Raw genomic sequence first — 19,949 nt, forward strand, 5'->3', positions numbered from 1 at the left:
TCAGCGCGGTACCTCGGGGAGGGGTCGGAACGGACTCAGCTGGTTCAAGGGTCTGCCATTGCCCATAAGTGGTGGATACGATCCGATCGGGCATCGGAGATCATCCGGGGTCTTGTGTGTCTTGGGGGTGGTGACGATCGTCCAGGTTGAGCCGACGAGGGAGCAGACGGCAGTGCGCCTGCTGCTCATCTTGGACAGGCTGGGAGATTCGTGTGGTGCCGACGATGGGGCACCACCCACGGCGGTCCGGGTGATCCGCGCCCAGCGGAAGCTGGCAAAGCTCGACTTCCTTGTACGCAATCCGGACTATCTGGCGGATCACATCATCACAGCCTGCGAGGAGGGGCGACTGGCGAAGGAGCGGTTGCTGGACGCTCAGGCGGTGCTTGAGGAACGGGAACCGGAGCTGCACACATACCGGATGCTGCGGAATCGTCATGGGGCGTATGAGCCGATGAACAACGCGCTGTCGGTGTTGCGGCACCCGGGACTGATCCGGGTGGTGCGGGCGGGTAAGTCGACCGATACGCAGGTGCGGCGGCGGGACTACTACCTGCTGGCTGCCGGCGAGACGTTCGCTGAGCGGCTTCGGGCTGAGGTTCCGGTGCTGGCCTGGTATGACCAGCAGGTCCTCTATGTCCGGATGGTGACCGAAGGGATGTCGGCCGAGCAGCTCAAGGCTCTGCAGTACGAGCACGCGGAGTATGCGGGGACGCCCGTTGGCCAGATGATCGCGGGGATCTCCGAGCGGGTGCGGGTGCGGCTGACGGCTGCACTGGAGCGGGAGGGGCTGGCATGAACGAGGAACAGGCGGAGACCGGGCCGGTGGAGGCGTGGCTTGCCGAGGTCGCAAGGAAATCCCGGCAGCCGCTGGCTATGGTGCAGAGGATCCTTACTCAGCACCGGGTGCGGCCAGCGATGGCTCCCCCGCGGCCCCACCGGCTGCTGGTGACATCTGTCGTGTTCGAGGGTGTCAGACCGGCTGCGGACTCCACGCTTGGGCCGGACGCCGGGGACCCGTTCAGATTCTCCTGGGATCTGGGCCCGGGACTGTGGTGTCTTGCGTCCTTGGGCAAAAACGAGGCGGGCAAGTCCAGCGTCCTGGAGATCGTCCTGTGGTGCCTGCGGGGGCGCAGCGGCCTGCAGCGCGACGTGCGGCACTGGCTGCGCTTGGTGCAGGTCGGCTTCGAGGTGGACGGTGAGCCGCTGTTGGTGGATATGACGGTGCGGGCTGGCTCGCCGCACGGCCATGTCGTGTCGACCCAATCCGGGACGGTGCTGGTCGACTTCGAGGGTCTGGCCGACTTCGAGGAGGGCATGGACGCCTTCATGATGGAGCGGCTGGGTCTGGAGCCGCTGCGCACCGCTCAGGCTGCTCCGGGTGGGCCCGACGAGCCTCCCATCACCGGCGAGCTGTCGTGGCCGTCATATGCCAGCGCCCTCCACATCAGCCGGTCCGGTCTAGGCACCCTGCTCGGCAACGACACCCGGCATGGGCTGCCCACGCGGCTACTCGAACTGTTCCTCGGCGCTCCATGGGCATCGACGAAGGTTGATGCCTCCGTCGCATTGAAGATCGTCAAGGCGCAGCTGTCGGCAGCCCGCAACCGGGCCGCTGGCGACGCCGAGGCACGCAAGGCCCAGCTGAAGGAGCTGTCAGGGCGGCTGGAGAAGGCCCGCGGCAAGCTGGCGGCCCTCCCCGAGGCAGGCAGCGCAGCAGAGGACGTCCAGCAGTTGTACACGGCGCTTGCCGCCTCCACCGAAGCGGCGGTCACGGCCCAGGACGCGCTGGTGGCCGCCCGGTCGGTGCACAACGCGCTCGAGGCCCAGCGATTCGACCTAGCGGCCGCCGTGCACAGCGCGGAGGAGGCAGCCCTGGCACGGGCGTTCTTCCACACCCTGATGCCTACCGTCTGCCCACGATGCGACACGGCCGTGGACAAGTCCCGGTGGGAGAAGGAGAAGGAAGGGCACTGCTCGCTGTGTGCCTCGGACCTCCACGAAGCGCCGAGCAGCGAAGACGGGGAGGCCGAGTCCGATGCGCAGGCGAACGACCTGCGCCAGACCCTCGCCGACGTCCAGCACACCGTCGACGCCGCCGCAGCGGACCTGGCCAACGCGCAGCAACGCGCAGCGGATGCCGAGTCGGCCCGCATCGTCGCTTCCAGCCGCTTGCAGGAGGTGCTGCACAGCCCCGGCCTGCGTGAGCGACGCGAGATAGAGCTCATGGTCGCCCACTTGGAGGGGGCCGTGGCAGAGCGCAGCGGCCGTTTCGCGGACCTGGACGCTGCCGTCGACCTTGTGCCCCTTGAACAGGCCGCCTCGGTGCTGGCTGCCGCCGAGAAACTCGCGATGGACCGGCGCACCCAGGTCTTGAAGAAAGTCCTCCAGGACGTCGAGCAGGACATCGTCGCCATGGGCCGGGCCCTGGGGCTGGAGATGCTCCGGGAGGTCAAGCTCGCCGGGAACGCTTCGCTGACGGTGTGGAAGGGCGGGCAGAAGCACAACTACGGCGGAGTAACCGAAGGCGAGCAGTTGCGGTTGAAGATCGTGACCACCATCGCCCTGCTTCGGCACGGATACCGCAGCGGGGTCGGCCGCCACCCGGGGCTACTGTTCATCGACTCGCCCGGAGCTGAGGAGGTCGACGCCGGCGATCTGCAGAACATGCTGCGCGATCTGGTGACGCTGACCGAGATGGTGCCCGATCTGCAGGTCATCGTCGCCACCGCTCGGGGTGCCGAGGTCAGAGAGATCGTGCCCGTGGACAACATGCGTCTGGCGGCTGAGGGCCAGCGTCTCTGGTAGAGCAGGGCAACCCGGGGAAGGAGGCAGTAGTGAGCGGTGGGCAGGACCCCCTGGGGCCCCTCGTGACGGCCCTGGATGCTCGGATGCCTCACCCTTCGCTGTCCGACCTCGGCGGGGCCACCCTGCTCACTGGCGACACCACCGCGCTGCTGGCCAGGGACGAACTGCCCGAACTGATCACACTCGTCGCCGACGACACCGAGGTTCTGCGCAGCGACACCGGCCGTGGCTTCCTGCTCGAAGCCGCGGCCGCCCCGAGCACCCCGCTGATGCTGGAGGCCGTCGTCGAAGCCTTCCTCAGCCATCCGGCCGCGGTCGCCGAACTCGGCGACGACCTGGTCGACGTCTGGCTCGACACCAGCCGTCAGCACCCCGACCTCATCGGTGGCATCGCACTGGAAGGAAGCGCCCGCCTCGTCCTGGCCGACGCGAGCACCCCCTACGCACTGCTCGACCGCCTCAAGAGGATGCGCCGCGAGGTCCCCAGGCTGAACGACGACTTCGCCGGCCGAGCCGTACGCGTCGCCGGCGCGGTGGCCGAGCACTTGCCCGCACCAGACGTGCCCGCGCTGCTGGAAACGCTGCTCAGCGTCGACGACGTCGCCGAAGACGCTTCCTTCGAGCTCGGCATGCTGGCACTGCGTCGTGCCTTGGAGACCGCCGACACCGAGCAGGCACGAACCTTGCTCGTCACCGCCCGCGCCCGTCTTACCGATGCCCACGCCGACGAAGAACGCCCGGACGCCGCCGCGTTCGGCGTGGCCGTCGACGCCGTCCTCGCGTACTGCGCGGGAGCGCCCTTCCCCGACGCCGCCCGACGCCAGCTGGAAGACGCGATCCTCGAAATCCGCCTGAACCTGCTGGGTATGCCCAGCACCTGGCGCACCCCCCTGTTCGACACCCTGGCTGCATGGCACCAGCTGGCAACGACCCTCGAACAGGCGCAGGCCGCCGACCGGCCCGGGTCATGGCTGCACGCCGGAGCTCTGATCAACCACCTCGTCTCCGTCTACTCCGCCCACCGCACGCTGAACCTGCTCTCCGCCACAACCGAGGCCACGGCCCGGACCAGCCGACCCTCTGCGTCCGCCGGCCCGGATCTACCGGGACTGCGCGCTCTCCTGGCACCCCGCGTCGAACGGGCCTTCCTGACCCATGAAGGCGGGCAGGCGATCCTCGACCAGTGGCTGGAAGAACTCCACACCAGCCCACACCACGACGGTGACCCCACCACCGCACTGGTTAGCGAACAAGCCCGGGCGCTGCGCGAAGCGCTCGCGGCCGGAAGGCCAGGAGATCCCCCAAAATCTGACGGCCCGGCGGCGACAGCGCTCGTCGGGCTTGTCGGGACAGAGACCGCCCGGCGCATCACCGCGCGCCTGGCAGACGAGCCCCACCTCAGCGAGCGCATGACCGCGATGCTGGAAGCTCGCGCGGCACGCGAACCCGTCGACGAAGTACCCATCATCGCCAGCACCTACCGATGGGCGCAGCAAGAGCTCACCCAGCAGTGCCCCGACGGCTACAGTGGACAGTTCGCAGCCGACATTGACAGCCTTCTGATCTATCTGCTGCGTTTCATGGACCTGCGCCTGTCCGAGACGCAGAAGTACGGCGGCGAGGCCCGCGCCTACCTCCGCCAAATCGCGCCCGGCGCCCCCAGACCCCTGGAGAAGGAACTCGGCAAAGACCTGCGGGACTTCCTGCGCGGGGTGGGACTTCGAGTCGAACTGGAGGTGAGCAACGTCGGAGCCGGCCGGGTCGACGTCGCCTGGCGCCCCCACGACGAACTAATCACCGTCGAACTGAAACGGGACTGGAAAGACATCACGTGGGACGGCCTCGCCGACAACTACGCAGCCCAGGCCATCTCCTACCAGGTCAGCGGACGTCCCATCAACTTCTTCATCGTCCTGGACCTCACCGACAAGTCCGACGGCCTGGCCGCCCTACCCGCCTGCGTCCACATCCGCACCCTACCCGGCCCCGCAGGCGACCCCCGCCCCCGAACCCTGATCATGCTCCGCGTCCAAGGCAACAAACGCGACCCAAGTTCGCTGTGAGCCCGGCGCCCACGCTTCCTACCTCTGGGGCCGCGCGGCACGGCGCGGCTGGGGTCGCTGGCCCCCAGGAAAGCACCTCGCGCGGAAGGGCTTGCCCGGACTCGGACGTGGCCCTCAGCGGCTGGCTCAGGCTTGCCCAGCCGCCGACTCTCACAGCGGGCGGGCAAGCCCGGTCCCGTCGCAGTGGAAGCCCGACCGCCCCCTGGTGTGCTGCGGGCGCCGATGGTGCCAGCGGCGTTCTGGAAGAACCGGTTGAGGCCGACGGTGTGCGCCGCGTGTATGGGGAGTTCCTGCCGTCTGCCGAGTGTGACTCCCCGGGCGACGGCGGGGCCGGTGAAGTGGGCGCGGCGGAGACCGCCGGTCAGCAGGCCGAGCGTCTCGTTCAGTTGGTACATCGTCTCCGCGCCGGACAACTGTACGCGGGACAAGCTCAGCGCGGAGCAGCTGGGCGCGCTGCGGGAACTGGGCGTGGAGTGGGCGTGACGCTCCCGTCGGCGGGTCGTTGAACCGCTCGGACATCGCAGAGCACAGAGAGACCCCGGGCCGCAGATGCCCGGGGTCTCGTACTGTCTCGCCGCAACGGCGAGAGCCGCTCTCGCGGCACGGGTTAGCGCCGTTCGGCAGTCTGTCCCGGGGTGGCCGGCCTGTTTCGCGTGGGCTTGCCTTCGTTCCTCTTCTCCGTGCCCACGAGAGCCGGGTTGGCGAGGGAGTCAGTGAGGCTGGGCGGTGGCGGAGGAGGTGGAGGTGGGTTCCCCTGGTTTTGTGTGTCTGTCATGGCCGCCAGTGTGCAGCACGAGACTGACAGTGGAGAGGAAGATCCCGACAGCGACAGCAGCCAGGGCGACCGTCCATCGCTTCGTCTTCCGCTGGTGCACGGCCTCGTTCTTCTCGAAGAAGCCCACCCTCGTTCCGGCGAGTGCCCCCAGGGTCGCGCCCTTCGTCGAGCGTGCGTAGGTGTCCAGGGTTTCCCGTGGCTTGAGGTCCTCGTACTCGGCAAGGTGGAAGATCGCGATGCCGAAGCCGATGGCGACCGCGTACGCCAGGAAGGCCGCGGCGCCGGTGAACGGCTCGAAGCTCCGGGAAGCCAGGAACTGGGCGGCTGTGGCCGCGAACCCCACCAGGAAGATCGCTTTCGTGTCCACCTTCGCGCCCGACTCCGCCTGCCGCGCCAGACGCGCCGCAAGTTCGCTGTTGATCAGCTCCAGGGTCCGTTCCTGATACTCAAGCTCTTGCGGCGTCATCGTCATGTCCTGAGCGTATGAAACGCGGAACGTCCGTTCATGGCGCCTCGATGAACGGCAGTCCGACGGCGGCGAGCTTCGTCTGGAGGTTGATGTCGTCGCTGGCCACGTAGACGGAAGAACCGGGATGCCGAGACTGCAGCAGCAGCGTGGAGGCCACCAGTCGGTCATCAGGCACGTCCAGGTCCAGCCAGTTCGGCAGCCCGTCGCCCTTGGGCTCGATGTGCTCGAAGACGGCGTGCACGTCGCCAGCGACTCGGACGCCGAGCCGCACGTCGCCGTTGGTCCGCAGTCCCTTCAGACGGCGATCGACCTTCTTCGCTGCCTCCCGGATATCAGGGTTGCGTCCAGCGCGCTTGTGGTCGTCCAGTTCCCGCAGGACAGCCGGCATCAAGTGAACCATGTACCGCTTCCCCAGCAACGGCGTATAGATCGCCACGTCGGGGTCATCCAACAGCACGTTCGTGTCGACCACCAAGCGCACCGCCCACGGGTCAGAGGGCAAAAGCTCACCCAGCTGCCGGAGTGTGGTCACTGCGCCGCGCACGTGGTCGATGGCCTTGTCGATGGTGGCCGGCACCGTCTTGTCACGGGGGCGCTCAAGCCAGCGACTCAACAGCTCAAGGTTCTTCTCAAGACGCTTGGTGACCTCGGGCGTCGGATGCGGGAACAGCAGCCGGAACAGCGGCTCCCAGTCCCTCACACGCCCGAGCAGCTCCATTCGCCGCGTCTCGAGTTCAGGGCTGCTGGGCACCCATCCCCACTTCGGAGCGCCAAGGTGCATCACATAGTCGCGTCCCCGGTTGGGGTCGGTGGTTCGGATCTGCGAGTCGGCGAGGATCTGCACGAAGTCCGCTTCGATCAGGTCCAGGTCCGACTGCAGGCGATCCAGATAGGTTGGTGGGGCTGCTGATGTGGAGGCCATCCACCGATGATGTCGCACACCGCTGACAACTCAACGGCCTTGCCTGAGAAGCCGTATCAAGACGGCTTTTTTCGCGAAGGAGACCCTATGACGGTGCACCCGTTCAAACTGCTCCGTCGGATTGCTTGAGGAGACGCTCGGCTCGCTCCAGATCCTCCGGGGTGTCCACCGCGACACCGTCGTCCAAGACGGGAACCATGTGTACGGCGTGGCCGTGCTCGACGAAGCGCAGCATCTCCACACCCTCAGCGCGCTCCAAGGGGCCCTGCTGAAGTCGCAGGAACTGCTGCAGAGCTGGGCCGGTGAAGCCGTACAGACCCAGCTGGCGCAGGTACTTCGGGCGGTCGCCCCTGGGATAGGGGATGGGCTGCCGCGAGAACATCAGGGCCTTGCTTCGAGCCGAGACAACGACCTTGACGACGTTGTGGTCGAGGATGGCGCCCGGGTCGTGGAGTTCCGCATACGCGTTTACCGCGAGCGCGCCTGGCAGCCTGTGTTCCAGGGCCTCGGAGATGTTGTCGATGGCGGTCGGCGAGATGAACGGCTCGTCGCCCTGGACGTTGATGTATGCCTCGGCCGGCAGGCGCTCGGAGACCTCTGCCACGCGATCGGTACCGGTGAGGTGCGCTCCGGTGCGGATGCACTCGATGCCCAGTTGCCGACACACCGCTTCGATGCGTTCGTCGTCGGTTGCCACGACAGCTCCGTCGAGACGTTTCGTCTCCAGACAGCGTTGGTGGACGTGCCAGAGCAGGGGCTTGCCGCCGAGGGCGGCCAGTGGTTTGCCGGGGAAGCGCGAAGCACCCCATCGGCAGGGTATGACGGCGATGTGCCGGCGCGGTTTGGCGCCGGTCGGTTGGGCTGTGGTGGCGGCCACGGCGTCCTCCTGTTAGTCGGGCGAGTGGGCAGTTCAGGTGAGCAGGGCGAGCTTGGCGCGGACGGTGGGTGAAGCGGCACTTGCGAACGCCCGCCACTCGTAGCCGTCGACCTCTTCTTCTTGAAGCGTCACCGCCGCGTGCTCTGCGCCGAGTTGGAAGGCCCAGCGGAAGTCGACGTGGTGGTGGGCCGGCTCCTTCTTCGACGGGTTCGCGTCGATGGCGTGCACATCGATGTCGAGGGGGACGTCCTCGAAGCCGCAGAGAGGGGTGACGGCGCTGGGCGGGATGCCGGTTTCCTCATGCAGTTCGCGCAGGGCGGCGTCGCGCAGGCGCTGGTCAGCCGGTTCGTTGTGCCCGCCGGGCGCCAGCAGCTTCCCGGACGCCTTGTGCGCGATGTGCAGCACGCGCCGGTCCCCGTCGATGAGGATGGCACTACAGGTCACGTGAGCGGGGTACGTCTTGCGGCTCGTGGGGGCGCCCGCGCCGGCGAGCGCGGCGAAGAGCAGGGTCAGGGAATCGCGTTCGCCCGGGTGTCGGGCGAGGTAGGCCTCGGTGACAGATCGGACGTGGTCGACGGAGGGAGGCACCGGGGTCACCTTTCGAAGTGGCGGAGCCAGGTTCTGGCGATGGTGTCGCGGTCGGCCGCTGGCATCTCGTGCAGTCCGGGCTGGAGACGGGCGTGACTAAGTGCGGCGGTGGCGGCGAGTATCTCGGCTTGGACGAGGTGGATGTACGTACCGACGGCGGCGCCGTGCACGAAGTTGACGGCACCCCCGTCGGCGAGAACGTAGAAGTAGTGGCCGGTGACCTCGTATCGCGTCAGCTGGGCAGCGACTGGGATGCGTTCGTAGAGGTCGTGGAGGCTGCCGAGTTCAAGCTCGTCCTCAGAGGAAGTCACCGATCCGAGGTACGCGCCGTTTCGTAGGGCGGCGAAATCTTCATGCCGAAGGGCGAGATTACCGGTAGCGCACAGGACGAGTTCCGCGTCGTGCACGGCCTCAGCGGTGGAGGCGCTAGTGCGGAAGCCGAGAGAGTGCGCCTGCACCCGCTTGACCGGATCGTTGTCGTACACGGTGACCCGTAGGTCCTGGGCGCGCAGGGTCTGGGCGATGGCACGACCGATCTTGCCGAAGCCGACGACGCAGGCGTTGCGGCTCGTGAGGATGTCCCCGCGGGCGCGGACGAGGGCGTCGGTGGAGAACACGATCGATCGGCCCACGAGGTGGTCCTCGCAGTCTTTGAGCGGGGAGCGGGCCACGGACACCACCGGGCACGGCAGGGAGTCGAGGGCCGCGTACCGCTGGTGACCGTTCTCGGTGTCCTCGACGACGCCGAGGATGCGGCCGGAGAACTTGTTGACGAGGGTGTCGAGGCGCGCCGCGAAGTACCCGCCGATGTCCACCAGGACGACGTTCTGGCCTCCGGCCGTGTCCTCCAGGTAGTCCAGGGCCTGCGTCTCGTCGGTGAACCGCTCCCGGGTCAGGTCGTGGACCGGCATGGTGCGGCGGACGGCGTCGAGGGTCGGCTGGTGGATCGACCGGGGCTTGGGCAGTACGGCGCCGACTGTGGACACCGCGGCCATGGCGCGCAGGAATGCCGGTCTTTCCGGGAGCAGGTGCGTGATGACCAGCGTCGAGATCGTCTCGCCGGCGGGGAACTGCGCGGTGATCTGCCGGAAGAAGGCGTCCAGCCGCGCTCGCTCGGGAGTTTCCATTACCACTCCTCTCGGGCTCCGAGGCGTAGGGCTACGCGGCCCGGCTGTAGTCCGGAACCTGGGCAGCCAGCGCCTGCATGTGGGCGCGCAGCCCGCTGTGGAGGTCGACTCGCGGCTGCCAGCCGAGGACTTCTCGGGCGCGGCTAGGGTCGGCGCGGGTGAGGAGGACGTCGCCGTTGCGGGCGTGGTCCTGGTGGAGCTTGATGTCGCGGCCGGTGAGGCTGGTGGCGATGTTGATCACATCCAGCAGCGATGCGTTCGATCCGCCGCCGACGTTGATGGCACCGTGCGCGGTCGGCACGACGCCGGCGGCCATGGTGGCTGCGACCGCGTCGTCGATGTAGGTGAAGTCGCGTCGCTGGTGGCCGTCTCCGTACAAACGCAGCGGCTGTCCGGTCAGGGCAGCTTGCAGGGTGCGATGAGTGAACATGTCGGCGCGCTGTCGGGGGCCGTAAACGGTGAAGTACCGCAGGGCGACGACGCTGGGGCCGATGGGGCGCCCGGCGTAGGCGAGGCAAAGCTGTTCCTCGGCCAGTTTGGTCACGGCGTACGGGGAGGCGGGTTTCGGACGGTCGACTTCGAGGCTCGCGCCACCGTCGGTCGGACCGTAGACGCTGGACGAGGAGGCGACGACCAGTCGAGGGACACCGATGCGGGTGGAGGCTTCCAGGACTCGGTGGGTGGCCAACACGTTGGATGCGAGGTAGTCGCTGAATCGCGGTCCCCAGGAGGGCCGTACACCGGGGATTCCGGCGAGGTGGAAGACCGCGTCCGCGTCGATCAGGAGAGGGTCGATCGCGCAGTGGAGGAGGTCGGCCGTGACGTGGTGGTATCCCGGGAGCTCTCGTAGCGCAGCGAGGTTGGCGACGGCCGTGGGGTCGGTAGTCGGGTCTCGGCGGTCCACGCCGATCACGGTGGTGCCGGCCTGGACGAGGGCATGTGCGAGATGGGAGCCGATGAACCCGGCGGAGCCGGTCACCACGGCCCGACGGGGAGCGGCAGTGATCGGGGGCTGCTCGTGCTGCGGCACGTGGATCTCCAGGGAAAGTGTCGTCGAAGAGGAAGGTCAGGTGAGCCGGGACAGGACGGTTCTGCCGTGCTTGCTGAGGGTGGGGTCGTTCTCCTGATGGCCCTTGACCAGGGCCGTGGCCGCCTCGATGGCGCCGAAGGACTCCAGGAGGCGTCGCTCGGTGTCGTTCGGCGGGCGCCTGTAGCCGTCAAAGAAGGCGGTGCGGAGGTGGGGTGCGGCTTGCCAGTGTCGGAATTCGAGCCGTGCGAAGTCGCGGAGGCGGGCGTCGTGTCGCATGTGCTCGAAGTCGCAGATGCCGGAGGTGTTGCCTATCAGCCAGTTGCGCGGCTGATAGTCGAGATGGCAGACCGCGCTGTCCATGTGGCTGTTTCCCAGGATGGCCGCGTGGTGCTTCAGCAGGTTCTCCTCGGCCGCGTCGATCAGGTCGGCGTGGACGGCCCGGTCGACCCAGCTTTGGAAGCGCTCGGCGAGTGCCGCGCCGACGGCGCTGTTCTGGGGCACGGTGGTGGCCCGGTGCAGCTTGCCGAGGATGCGGCCAGCCTCATGATGGGCCAGTTCCTCCTCGGGTGAGCCCGGGGCCGCGGTGTCCGCCCGATCGCCGGTGAGCGCGGTAAACAGCAGAGTGCGGGAGGCGTCGTCGCGGCCGACCAGCTTCGGCGTGTGGCCGATCAGATGGGTGCCCCATGTCCGGTAGGCGTGGAGTTCCCCTGCGTATCGATCTCGTTCTGCGTGCTGCTTGGCGACGAAGTGACGCCCGTCGCTGGCCGCCAGACGCACGACTCGGGGCGGAAGCAGGGGGTCCGGTGCGATCTCGACTGCGCCGAGGAGGTGCTGCGCCAGTCGGATCCGCGGGTCGTCCGAGGTCGCGATCACGGGGTCGGCTCCGGGGTGGGGAGACTGAGGTGCGCCGTGTCGTTGTGCCGATCGAGGATCCAGCGGTTCTGGCCCAGGCGGTTGCGGTGGTGCTGCCAGCGGGTGATGGAGGCGTGGTTGTGGGTGAAGCCGGCCGGCGAGCCGATCGGGATGCCGAGCAGCAGGGTGTGTGCGGTGATCACCGTCTCCCCGTGGGCCGCGAAGATGACGCGCATGCCGTGGTTCTCCTCGATGAGCTCACTCAGGTTTCTGCTGGCGCGCTTCAGGAATCCGTTCCAGGTGTCGGAGCCGGGGGCCCAGGGAGTGTCGGGATGCGCGTGCGGTCCTCCGTTGGCGGCCGTTTTCACCGCGTCCCAGGGTTTGCCGTCGGCATCGCCGTGGAGCGGGCCGTCGAGACGGTCGTCGAGACGCACGGGGATCTGGAGCGTCTGGGCGATGATCTCGCCGGTCTGTACGAGGCGGATCCGTGGGCCGGTGTAGACAACGTCGAAGGGCTTCTTCAGGTGTTCGGTGGCCAGGCGGCGCGCGGCCTGTTCGGCCTGGGCGTACCCGAGGTTGGTCAGGCCGGTGCAGGTGCGCGGGCCGCCGACGAAGCCGTCGGCGTTGCACTGGGCCTGGCCGTGACGGACGAAGACGAGTTCGGTGGTGATCACGAGGCTCCTCAGTGGTGGAAACGGAGGGGCAAGCTGTAGTGGTAGCCGTTACGGCCGACATACGGAGCGGTGAGCACGGCGTGCAGGCCCAGGAAGCTGTCGAGCTGTCCTCGGTCCGTTGTGCCCAGCCGAGCGCCGTGGCTTCGGGCTGCCGCGTTGTACGCGTGCAGGGCGGCGTTGACGGCTTGGTCCGTGAGCGGTCCGTACGTCAGGTGGAGCGCCGCGATGAGCTTGGCGAGGTCGTAACCCATCGGGGCGAGGGACAGGTCGTCGGTATCCACGGCGACGATGTCCTGCGTGCTGGTGACGATGAAGTTCCGCGGGTTGCTGTCCTTGTAGAAGGCGCATGGCCCCTGGGCGGTCGCTTTGAGCAGGCTGAGCATCGCGTACAAGGCGGCCTTGTTCGGCAGGTAGCCCTGCTCGTGGCGTCGCCGGAGGGCTATCTCCCGGGGGCTGAGGTAGTCGTCGAACGTCGTGCCGTCCTGAAAGCGGTGCGGAGTGCCGAGCGACGCGGACTGCAAGTCGCTGGCCCAGGCGGCACCGTGGGCGTGGCCCAGCAGTTCCGCCATGCGCGGGAGGTCCTCGGGGCGTACGGAGCGGCCCTCGATCCGTTCGAACGTCAGGCTGTCCGATCCGACGGCGTGGAGCGCCGGCTGCCGCAGCGGCTTTGCGTGCTCGTTGATCCACCGGTAGTGGCGCACAGCCCTCGTCGCGCGCTCCCATGTCGCATAGTGCTTGGTGAACGGCGTGAGGTTCATGCCGACCGTCCTTCGTTCGGCTGGGCGACGACGAAGGTGATGCGGGAGCGGGTGGTGAGCGGCTGGTCGGGAAGGAACTCGTGCAGAGTCGCGGCCAGGGCCCCGGGGTTGCCGTACAGGCCGGGCCCGAGTTCGTACTTGGGGTTGGTGGCCAGGTACTGCGCGGTGTGGTCGTGGCCTGCGAAAGTGAAGGCGTGTTCCTCGTCCAGGACGGCGATCACGTCGAGCGAGGAGGCGGCCAGGTCGGCGAGGTTGCCGCTGTGGGCTGCGGTGTAGAGGCTCTCGTGCAGGTTGGCCCGCGGGTCGAGGCCGGCGGAGGCGACCAGCTGGTCCATCTCCTGGTAGCTGTCGAGGCTCTTGGTGACGAGCACGGCCAGGCCCCCGGGGGCGAGGACCCTGGCGATCTGCGCGATGACGTTCCTGGGGTGCGGCGAGTGGTAGAGGCAGAACGCGGCGACGACGACATCGCTCGACCCGGTGGGCAGCGGGAGGTCGTGGAAGTCGCCTTCGACGAAGTCCACCGAGGTGTCGCGCAGCTCCTTGGCGCGCTCGCGGGCCTGGGCGAGCAGGGAGGGTGCAGCGTCCAGGCCGACTACGCGCTGCGGCCGGAGCCGCTCGGCGATGACGCGGCTGCTCGTGCCGCGACCGCAGCCGATGTCGAGCACCACGCCGAGCCGGTCCGGCTGCCCGTGGTGGGTCTGCACCAGGCTGACGATCGTCTCGGGCACGGGGCGGCCGGCGGTCTTGGCACGCATCAGGGCGCTGGTCCGCCCGGCCAGCCGAGAGGCATGCCCGTACAGCTCCTGCTGCCGGGCGGGGTCCAGGAACGGGTTGGGCTCGTTCATGCCGCACCCCCGGTCCGGAGGCGCGAGTCGTTCAGGACTGCTCGGCGGCTACCTTCCGCAGCCAGCGTCGCGTCTGGCGCCGGTTGGCCAGCAGCACCACATCGGCGCCGGAGCCGAACTCCTCGATCTTCGCCATCACGCGGGGCCGCATCTTGCGCCGGTACGTGGCGACGTACTTGATCACGCCCCAGTGGATGCGGTTGTGCACCCCGTTGCCCTTGTGCCCGGCCCCGTGCCGGATCTGCCGGGAGAAGATCCCGTACAGCGCCGCCACGGTCGACACGTCCATCAGGACCACCGTGTCGCAGGCTTCGAGCCGTACCTGCAGCGTCGAGTTGTAGTTGCCGTCGATCACCCACCGCGGCTGCGCGACCAGCTCGCGCTGCACGTCGGTGAACTTGTCCATGGGCAGCGCGTTCCACTCGTCGTCGTAGAACGCGGCGTCCAGGTGCGTCACCGGGGCGTCGAGGATCGTGCCCAGCTCGCGTGCTACGTGGGATTTGCCGCTGCCTCCGCAGCCGACGATGGCGACCTTCTTCATGGTGCTCCAGCGTAGAGAGGTTCGGGTGTCCGGCGGGCCCATCCCCCGGGACACGACCGGATGATCCAGGTGCCTTGGCCGATCGAGCGGTCTGCATCAGGCAGCTCCCTGCTCGGTCGCGGTGGTCCCGACGAGCACGTGCAAGACAGACTCCACGGTGTTGACCTGCTTATTCATGCCGAAGAGGCTCAGCCGGTCCACACACGCGGCGATCAGGTCGGCGTGCTGCTGAGTGCCGGCGATCTCGCGCAGGTAGGAGAGGCGTTCGAGCACGTCTCGGTCAGAGCGGACGACCAGCTCCTTCGGGACGAACCGGTCGGCGAAGCGGATGTCCGCCGGGGCGAGCGGCAGGCACCCGGCGAGCACAGCCTCAAAGATCCGCTGGGTCATCTGCCCTACAGCGGAGTACCGCTCGGGCAGCATGAGCACCGTGGCCAGGGACCGGCCGTAGACGCCAGCGGCGGCCTCGAACGGGATCCGGCCCGCGAAGCGGACGTGCGGCCAGCGGTCGATCTTCGTCCATTTCCCGGCGACCAGGTGGTCGACGTGGGCGGCGGCCGGGGCGAAGAAGCGCTCGAAGGGCTCGTCCCGGTCGTACTGGTTGCCCACGTAGCCGAGCACGAGATCCCGAGGCCGCGCCGCGAGGGTGAGGGGATCGGCCTGGGCGAGGAGGTCCTCGGCGACGGGGAAGAGCAGCGAGTACGCGCCGAGGGTCGGCGCGAGCGCGGCCTCACAGACGCGGGTGTGCGGCGTACGGCGCCACACGCTGTCGGCCCGCAGGGTGCGGTCCTTGTCCCAGATCACGGTGGGCGTTCGGTGCCGGACCGTGTAGTAGTTGATGAGCTGGGCCTGCCGGTGGAGGTCACAGGTGTGCCCCTCGGTCCCGCAGAGCGTGGTGTTGCGGCCGGGGATCGCCCAGCGCCATTCCAAAAACAGGACGTCGATGGCGGGGGTGCCGTCGTCGAAGGCGTACGCGTCGCCGAGGTCGTCGCCAGCTTCGAGGCGGTCGCGGTCGGCCTGTAGGAAGACGATGTCGTGCCCGCGGGCGAGGAGGGTGTCGATGAAGGGGCGGCGGTGGCTGCGTCCTCCGTCCGGGGTGTCGGTCACTCCGTTGCCGAGGAAGCCCCAGAAGCTGTATCCGATCTTCACTTCGTGATCCACCGCCCTTCGAGGAGTAGGGCGTCGAGTCCGGAGTTGGCCAGGCAGTCCAGTGCCATCTCGGGTGTCCCGCAGATCGGCTTGCCCTTGACGTTGAGGGAGGTGTTGATCAGCACGGGTACGCCGGTCCGGCGGCCGAAGGCGGTCAGCACCGCGTGCATGAACGGGTTCTGCGACCGGGTGACGGTCTGCAGACGGGAGGTGCCGTTGGCGTGCACGATCGCGGGCACACGTTCACGCGTCTGGTCAGTCACCCCGGAGGCCATGGACATGTACGGCGCCGGCTGGCCGAGCGTGAAGAACTCGGCGGCGCGCTCGGCCGGGACCATGGGGGCGAAGGGCCGGAACGGTTCGCGGAACTTCACGGTGGCGTTCAGGCGCTCCACGACGCCGGGCTCCAGCGGGGAGGCGAGGATCGAGCGGTTACCCAGGGCGCGCGGCCCGGCTTCGACGGCGCCCTGGAACAGTCCGGCGATCATGCCGTTGGCCAGCTGGTCGGCGAGGAACTCGGCGGTCTCGATGACCAGAGTCTTCTGGCGGAGGCCGGGCCAGGGGGTCAGGTCGAGGGGCTGGTCCTCGTAGGAGGGGCCGAGGTAGCAGCGGTGGGCGATGCCGGTGACCGGGCCGGGGCTGCGTCCGTCGGCGTGTACGGCAAGGGCGGCACCGATCGCAGTTCCGGCGTCACCTGGTGCCGGCGGGACGAACACCTCGTCGAAGATGCCGGACTCGATGATCTTCCCGATGCTCACGCAGTTCGTGGCGACGCCGCCACCCACGCACAGGCGCCGGGAGCCGGTAAGCACACGGGCGCGGCGTGCGAGATGGACCATCACCTGCTCAGTCCGTTCCTGGAGGGCAGCCGCCAGGTCTCGGTGGACGTCGGTGAGTGGTTCGCTCGGGTGCCGCTCGGGGCAGGTCTCGGCGACGAACCGCCGGGATGTCCTCGGGTATCCCGACGTGAGGGTGCGCGTCGGGAAGTAGATGGGGTCGATGTGGAAGCCCGTAGCCGTTGTACGTACGGCCCTCGTGAACAGGTGGCGGAAGCGGGCGGGGTCACCGAGGGCGGCCAGCGCCATGACGGTGCCCTCTTCGTCACCCCGCCGCCAGCCCAGGTGCTCGGTGACGGCGCCGTACACGTACCCGAGGGAGGCCGGGTCGTTGATCGCTTCCAGGGTCCGGGCGCGGGGGCAATGAGTGCCGTGGCCGCGGGCGATGGTGGTGGTCTGCCGCTCGCCGAGGCTGTCGACCACGAGTACGGCAGCTTCCTCCCAGCCGGAGGCGGCGAAGGCGGTGAGCTGATGGGCGCGGTGGTGCAGGACCGGTGTCACGTGGGCCGAGGGGAACTGGCTGCCGAGGACACGCAGCCGCCGCCGAGTACGAAGGGCCACCTTGGCGAACCCGTGGGCGCGGGCCAGGCCCCGGTCGCGCGTCGTCGGCGAGAGCGCCATGCGCAGGGCGGCGGGCGACTCGGCGAGGTACTGGGCGGGCTGGAAGTTGTAGGCGACGGCGTCCACGTCGGCGGCGCTCAGCTTGGCCTGGTCGAGGAGCCACTCCACGGCGCGGGCCGGGTAGAGCTTGGTGTGCTTCTGCTCGGAGAGGCGCTCCTCCTCAACGAAGCCGACGAGTTCACCGTCCACGAGGAGGGCGGCCGACGAGTCGTGGGTGAACGAGCACAGGCCGAGGACGACGGAACATGTGCGCTTCATGGCTCCGGTCACCTCGTCCCGGCCGTCGCGGCGCGCTTGGCCGAGCGCCGTTGCAGTTCTCCGTACCAGGCGGTCAGGGCCTGGCCGAGAGGCCCGTCGATCGTGTCGGCCGCCCGCCATGCCTGTTCGTGGTTGCCGTCCTTCCACAGCCGGTAGCTGCGTAACGTCTCGGCCATCGTGTCCCAGCCGGGGTGGCCGGTCACGTCGCGGGCCTCGACCTGGTCGAGCAGGCCGGTGAAGCCCGTCCAGGATGTCCGCAGGTCGGGCATGATCGGGCTGGCCGAGAGCGAGGTCAGTGCGTCAGCCTGCTCGACGTGTTCGTCGTAGATGTGCAGCGACCCGATGTGCAGGTGGAACTCGCCCAGTTCAGCGTCGAGCCACCCGGCGACCAACTCGTGCAGCACGGTGTAGAAGAACACGTCGTACGGCATGCCGATCCATACGTCCTGGCCGCGCATCGTGGTCGCCATGTGCAGGCGGCCGGCGCGCAGGTGGAACCGGAATCCGAGGGTGCAGGGCACGTCCTTGTGCCCGGCGGCGTCCTGGGCCGGGTCGTAGAGCTGGATCAGGGCCCGCCGGGAGTCCGGGTCAGCCTGGAGGATCTCCACGACGCGGGCCAGTTGGTCCACCTTGCCGGCCCAGTTCCGCATCCTGGGTCCGTACGCCCCCAGGAGGATGCCGTCGTCGGCGAACTGCCGAAGCCGGTTGTTGTAATCGAAGATCCACGGGGCGTCGGATCCGGACAGGTGCCAGACCGTCTCGGCGACCGCGAAGGCCGGATTCACGATGCGGGCCGGCGGGGCGTAGAGCAGACGGGCACGCGGCTGGGTGAGCAGCAGGTGCACGTCACGGACTTCGCGGGTGGCTATGCCCCGCGGGCTGACCTTCTCGCCGGATTTGGCCAGCGTGACGGCGCCGGAGAACAGCTCGGCCATGCTGTCCGCGGTGAGGTGTGTCATCGGACAGATGCTCCTTCGTCCTCGGGCGACGCAGCGGCGCCCGCGTCTTGGTGGGTGGAGTCGCCGGCCCTTGGGGCGGATGCAGCGCGGTCGGTGATGAGGCGAGCGATCCGAGCCGCGCTATCGCCACGCCACCGGCACACCGCGTCCAGGGCGGACTGAGGGATGGGCGTACGCGGCTCGCGCAGTGCGGATAGCGCTTCGGCAACGCCACCGCCGTCGTGGCACCGCGTCGCGAGACCGTGGCCGGCCAGGTCCAGGGTGCGTTCGCCTGGCGGACCGATTTCGAGGACCGGGACGCCGAGCAGCGCGGCTTCGATTCCGCACGTCGAGTACGCGCTCGCCAGGGCGTCAGCGCCGGCGAGGCAGCCGCGTGCCCCGACCCGGGGATCGGCCACGGCCACGAGCGGCCCGCCGTCCCGCTTCACCAGAGAGGCGAAGGCATCGGCGCCCTGAGCCGGGTGCGGAGCGATGACGAGACCCCAGTCGCCGTCCGCCGTGCCGAGTCCATCCAGGAGGAGGTCCGCATGGGACTTGAGGTGATTGAGGCTGAAGGGCTGGCAGGCCCACACCGCAATCCGGGCAGGCGCGCGGCGGTCCCCCCGAGCCAGCAGCTTCTCCAGGTACCGCCGCTGCGCCTGGCGGCCCAGGCCGGCGAGTATGTCGAAGCGGGGCTGTCCGAGTACATGCACCTCGGCGTTGGGGTGACGCACCCACGCTTGGCCCAGAGCGAGGTCTCGTTCGCCCATGACGGCGATGTCGCGGCTGTGTAGGGCCGGCCAGGCGACCGATTCCGCCGTCCACGCCCCGTGCTGGACGTGAACCGAATTCGCGCCGTGTCGCTCGGCGGCGTGGGCAGCCAGCACGCCCAAGGGGCTGGTGTCGTTGCTCAGGAGGACGGTGTGGGGCCGGGCTGTCGCCAGCAGGTCGTCGAGCCAACTCTCCGCCCGTACCGTGGTCCGCCACGACGGTTGTGTGCAACCACCGCTGGTTTCGAGCAGCACCGACAAGAGCCGCACAAGCCGGGCGAGTTGAACACCGTGGCCTTTCACGCGGACGACGTGCTCGTCGTCTGGCAGGGAGAGTCCCTCGGCGGTGCCGGAGAGGGTGAAGAGCTCGCTCGGAGCCGAGCGCAGCTCGATGCCCGTGACCGATCCCGCGCTGCACCGCTCCGCGGGATCGGTGGCGAGATCGAGCAGGAGACTCTTCTGCCCGTCGCGCGCCAGTTCGGTGAGAACCGGCATCAGCGTGGCAGCGTGGCGGGAGGTCCAGGACAGAGCCAGAACGTCCTGTCGTCCGAGGTTCGAGGGGAGTGGACTCGGCTCCGTGTTCGCCGTACCTGTCCGGGCGCGGTTGCGTAGCTGGGCGGAGCGGGTCGGGTTGTACGGTGCCGGAGCCCCGAGCAGGTACGCGATGCCGGACCAGGTCACGGTGTAGGCCAGGTACTCACGCGAGCTGCTCGAACGCAGTCCCACCAGTCCCTCGTACGGGGCCAGGGCCAGGGGCCCTGAGGCCGAGGCGAACGGCGCCCAGGCGTTCAGGGCCAGGAGCTTGCACACGATCTCGGCGACGAAGCGCCGCACAGGAACGTGCTGGACGTGGAGCCAGCCGGCTCCGCCCGGAGTGGAGGCCAGCGAGGCTCCATAGTTGTCGAGGGAAGCCATGGCGTCCTCAACGCAGGCACGCAGTTCCTGCCGGTCGACGGCCGTGGCTTCCAGTTCCGCAGTGTGGATGCGGTCGGTTCCCGCGTGCGCCAGGGGGCCGCTTCCGACGAGAGCCCATGACGGCTTCCCCGCG

General features: G+C 68.7%; 19 protein-coding genes. 4 read left to right on the plus strand and 15 right to left on the minus strand.

What is annotated here, in order from left to right:
• Nucleotides 1-130 precede the first annotated feature (130 nt).
• The 4 genes from OIB37_RS11285 to OIB37_RS11300 all read left to right on the plus strand — a co-directional run bounded on the left by OIB37_RS11285 (nucleotide 131) and on the right by OIB37_RS11300 (nucleotide 5,354).
• Nucleotides 131-799, plus strand: coding sequence for a hypothetical protein (locus tag OIB37_RS11285; RefSeq protein WP_330457432.1), 669 nt, complete (start codon nucleotides 131-133; stop codon nucleotides 797-799).
• Entirely contained in the window at nucleotides 796-2,808 is a 2,013-nt protein-coding gene (locus OIB37_RS11290; RefSeq protein WP_330457433.1) for a hypothetical protein, read from the plus strand. Before OIB37_RS11285 ends, OIB37_RS11290 begins: the two co-directional genes overlap by 4 nt.
• 83 nt (nucleotides 2,809-2,891) lie before the next feature.
• A complete protein-coding gene (locus OIB37_RS11295) occupies nucleotides 2,892-4,871 on the plus strand; it encodes a hypothetical protein (RefSeq protein WP_330457434.1) in 1,980 nt (659 codons plus the stop codon).
• Between the two features lie 333 nt (nucleotides 4,872-5,204).
• Nucleotides 5,205-5,354 (plus strand): hypothetical protein, encoded by a 150-nt coding sequence (locus tag OIB37_RS11300; protein WP_330457435.1) that lies wholly within the window; start codon nucleotides 5,205-5,207, stop codon nucleotides 5,352-5,354.
• Nucleotides 5,355-5,581: 227 nt separating this feature from the next.
• Here the strand turns inward: OIB37_RS11300 and OIB37_RS11305 are convergent, their stop codons facing one another.
• The 15 genes from OIB37_RS11305 to OIB37_RS11375 form a co-directional block, all read right to left on the minus strand.
• Nucleotides 5,582-6,118 (minus strand): hypothetical protein, encoded by a 537-nt coding sequence (locus OIB37_RS11305; RefSeq protein ID WP_330457436.1) that lies wholly within the window; start codon nucleotides 6,116-6,118, stop codon nucleotides 5,582-5,584.
• Between the two features lie 31 nt (nucleotides 6,119-6,149).
• Nucleotides 6,150-7,037 carry a PIN domain-containing protein gene (locus OIB37_RS11310; protein ID WP_330457437.1) on the minus strand — a complete coding sequence of 296 codons (888 nt, stop codon included), beginning with the start codon at nucleotides 7,035-7,037 and terminating at the stop codon, nucleotides 6,150-6,152.
• A gap of 103 nt (nucleotides 7,038-7,140) precedes the next feature.
• Nucleotides 7,141-7,914 (minus strand): 3-deoxy-manno-octulosonate cytidylyltransferase, encoded by a 774-nt coding sequence (locus OIB37_RS11315; RefSeq protein ID WP_330457438.1) that lies wholly within the window; start codon nucleotides 7,912-7,914, stop codon nucleotides 7,141-7,143.
• A gap of 33 nt (nucleotides 7,915-7,947) precedes the next feature.
• Nucleotides 7,948-8,502: an NUDIX hydrolase gene (locus tag OIB37_RS11320; RefSeq protein ID WP_330457439.1), complete on the minus strand. Its 555-nt coding sequence runs from the start codon at nucleotides 8,500-8,502 to the stop codon at nucleotides 7,948-7,950.
• A 5-nt stretch (nucleotides 8,503-8,507) separates the two neighbouring features.
• On the minus strand, nucleotides 8,508-9,629 hold the full coding sequence (locus OIB37_RS11325) for an adenosylhomocysteinase (RefSeq protein ID WP_330457440.1): 1,122 nt from the start codon (nucleotides 9,627-9,629) through the stop codon (nucleotides 8,508-8,510).
• 31 nt (nucleotides 9,630-9,660) lie between these two features.
• A complete protein-coding gene (locus OIB37_RS11330; protein ID WP_330457441.1) occupies nucleotides 9,661-10,659 on the minus strand; it encodes an NAD-dependent epimerase/dehydratase family protein in 999 nt (332 codons plus the stop codon).
• Nucleotides 10,660-10,695: 36 nt separating this feature from the next.
• Complete coding sequence (locus OIB37_RS11335; protein ID WP_330457442.1) at nucleotides 10,696-11,532, minus strand: aminoglycoside phosphotransferase; 837 nt, start codon at nucleotides 11,530-11,532, stop codon at nucleotides 10,696-10,698.
• Nucleotides 11,529-12,185: a histidine phosphatase family protein gene (locus tag OIB37_RS11340; RefSeq protein WP_330457443.1), complete on the minus strand. Its 657-nt coding sequence runs from the start codon at nucleotides 12,183-12,185 to the stop codon at nucleotides 11,529-11,531. The genes OIB37_RS11335 and OIB37_RS11340 overlap by 4 nt, the downstream gene beginning before the upstream one ends.
• Nucleotides 12,186-12,193: 8 nt before the next feature.
• Nucleotides 12,194-12,943: a phosphotransferase gene (locus OIB37_RS11345; RefSeq protein WP_330457444.1), complete on the minus strand. Its 750-nt coding sequence runs from the start codon at nucleotides 12,941-12,943 to the stop codon at nucleotides 12,194-12,196.
• Nucleotides 12,940-13,788 carry a class I SAM-dependent methyltransferase gene (locus OIB37_RS11350; protein WP_330457445.1) on the minus strand — a complete coding sequence of 283 codons (849 nt, stop codon included), beginning with the start codon at nucleotides 13,786-13,788 and terminating at the stop codon, nucleotides 12,940-12,942. The genes OIB37_RS11345 and OIB37_RS11350 overlap by 4 nt, the downstream gene beginning before the upstream one ends.
• A gap of 31 nt (nucleotides 13,789-13,819) precedes the next feature.
• The gene (locus OIB37_RS11355) at nucleotides 13,820-14,329 is read right to left on the minus strand and encodes a topology modulation protein (RefSeq protein ID WP_330457446.1); all 510 of its coding nucleotides are present in this window, start codon (nucleotides 14,327-14,329) and stop codon (nucleotides 13,820-13,822) included.
• A gap of 96 nt (nucleotides 14,330-14,425) precedes the next feature.
• Entirely contained in the window at nucleotides 14,426-15,478 is a 1,053-nt protein-coding gene (locus OIB37_RS11360; protein WP_330457447.1) for a glycosyltransferase family protein, read from the minus strand.
• Nucleotides 15,475-17,193: a carbamoyltransferase family protein gene (locus OIB37_RS11365; RefSeq protein ID WP_330457448.1), complete on the minus strand. Its 1,719-nt coding sequence runs from the start codon at nucleotides 17,191-17,193 to the stop codon at nucleotides 15,475-15,477. Before OIB37_RS11365 ends, OIB37_RS11360 begins: the two co-directional genes overlap by 4 nt.
• Before the next feature lie 8 nt (nucleotides 17,194-17,201).
• Nucleotides 17,202-18,152 (minus strand): thymidylate synthase, encoded by a 951-nt coding sequence (locus OIB37_RS11370; protein WP_330457449.1) that lies wholly within the window; start codon nucleotides 18,150-18,152, stop codon nucleotides 17,202-17,204.
• Nucleotides 18,149-19,816, minus strand: a complete 1,668-nt coding sequence (locus tag OIB37_RS11375) for a hypothetical protein (protein ID WP_330457450.1) — start codon at nucleotides 19,814-19,816, stop codon at nucleotides 18,149-18,151. Before OIB37_RS11375 ends, OIB37_RS11370 begins: the two co-directional genes overlap by 4 nt.
• Nucleotides 19,817-19,949: the final 133 nt, after the last annotated feature.

Source organism: Streptomyces sp. NBC_00820 (assembly GCF_036347055.1).
Lineage (GTDB): Bacteria > Actinomycetota > Actinomycetes > Streptomycetales > Streptomycetaceae > Streptomyces.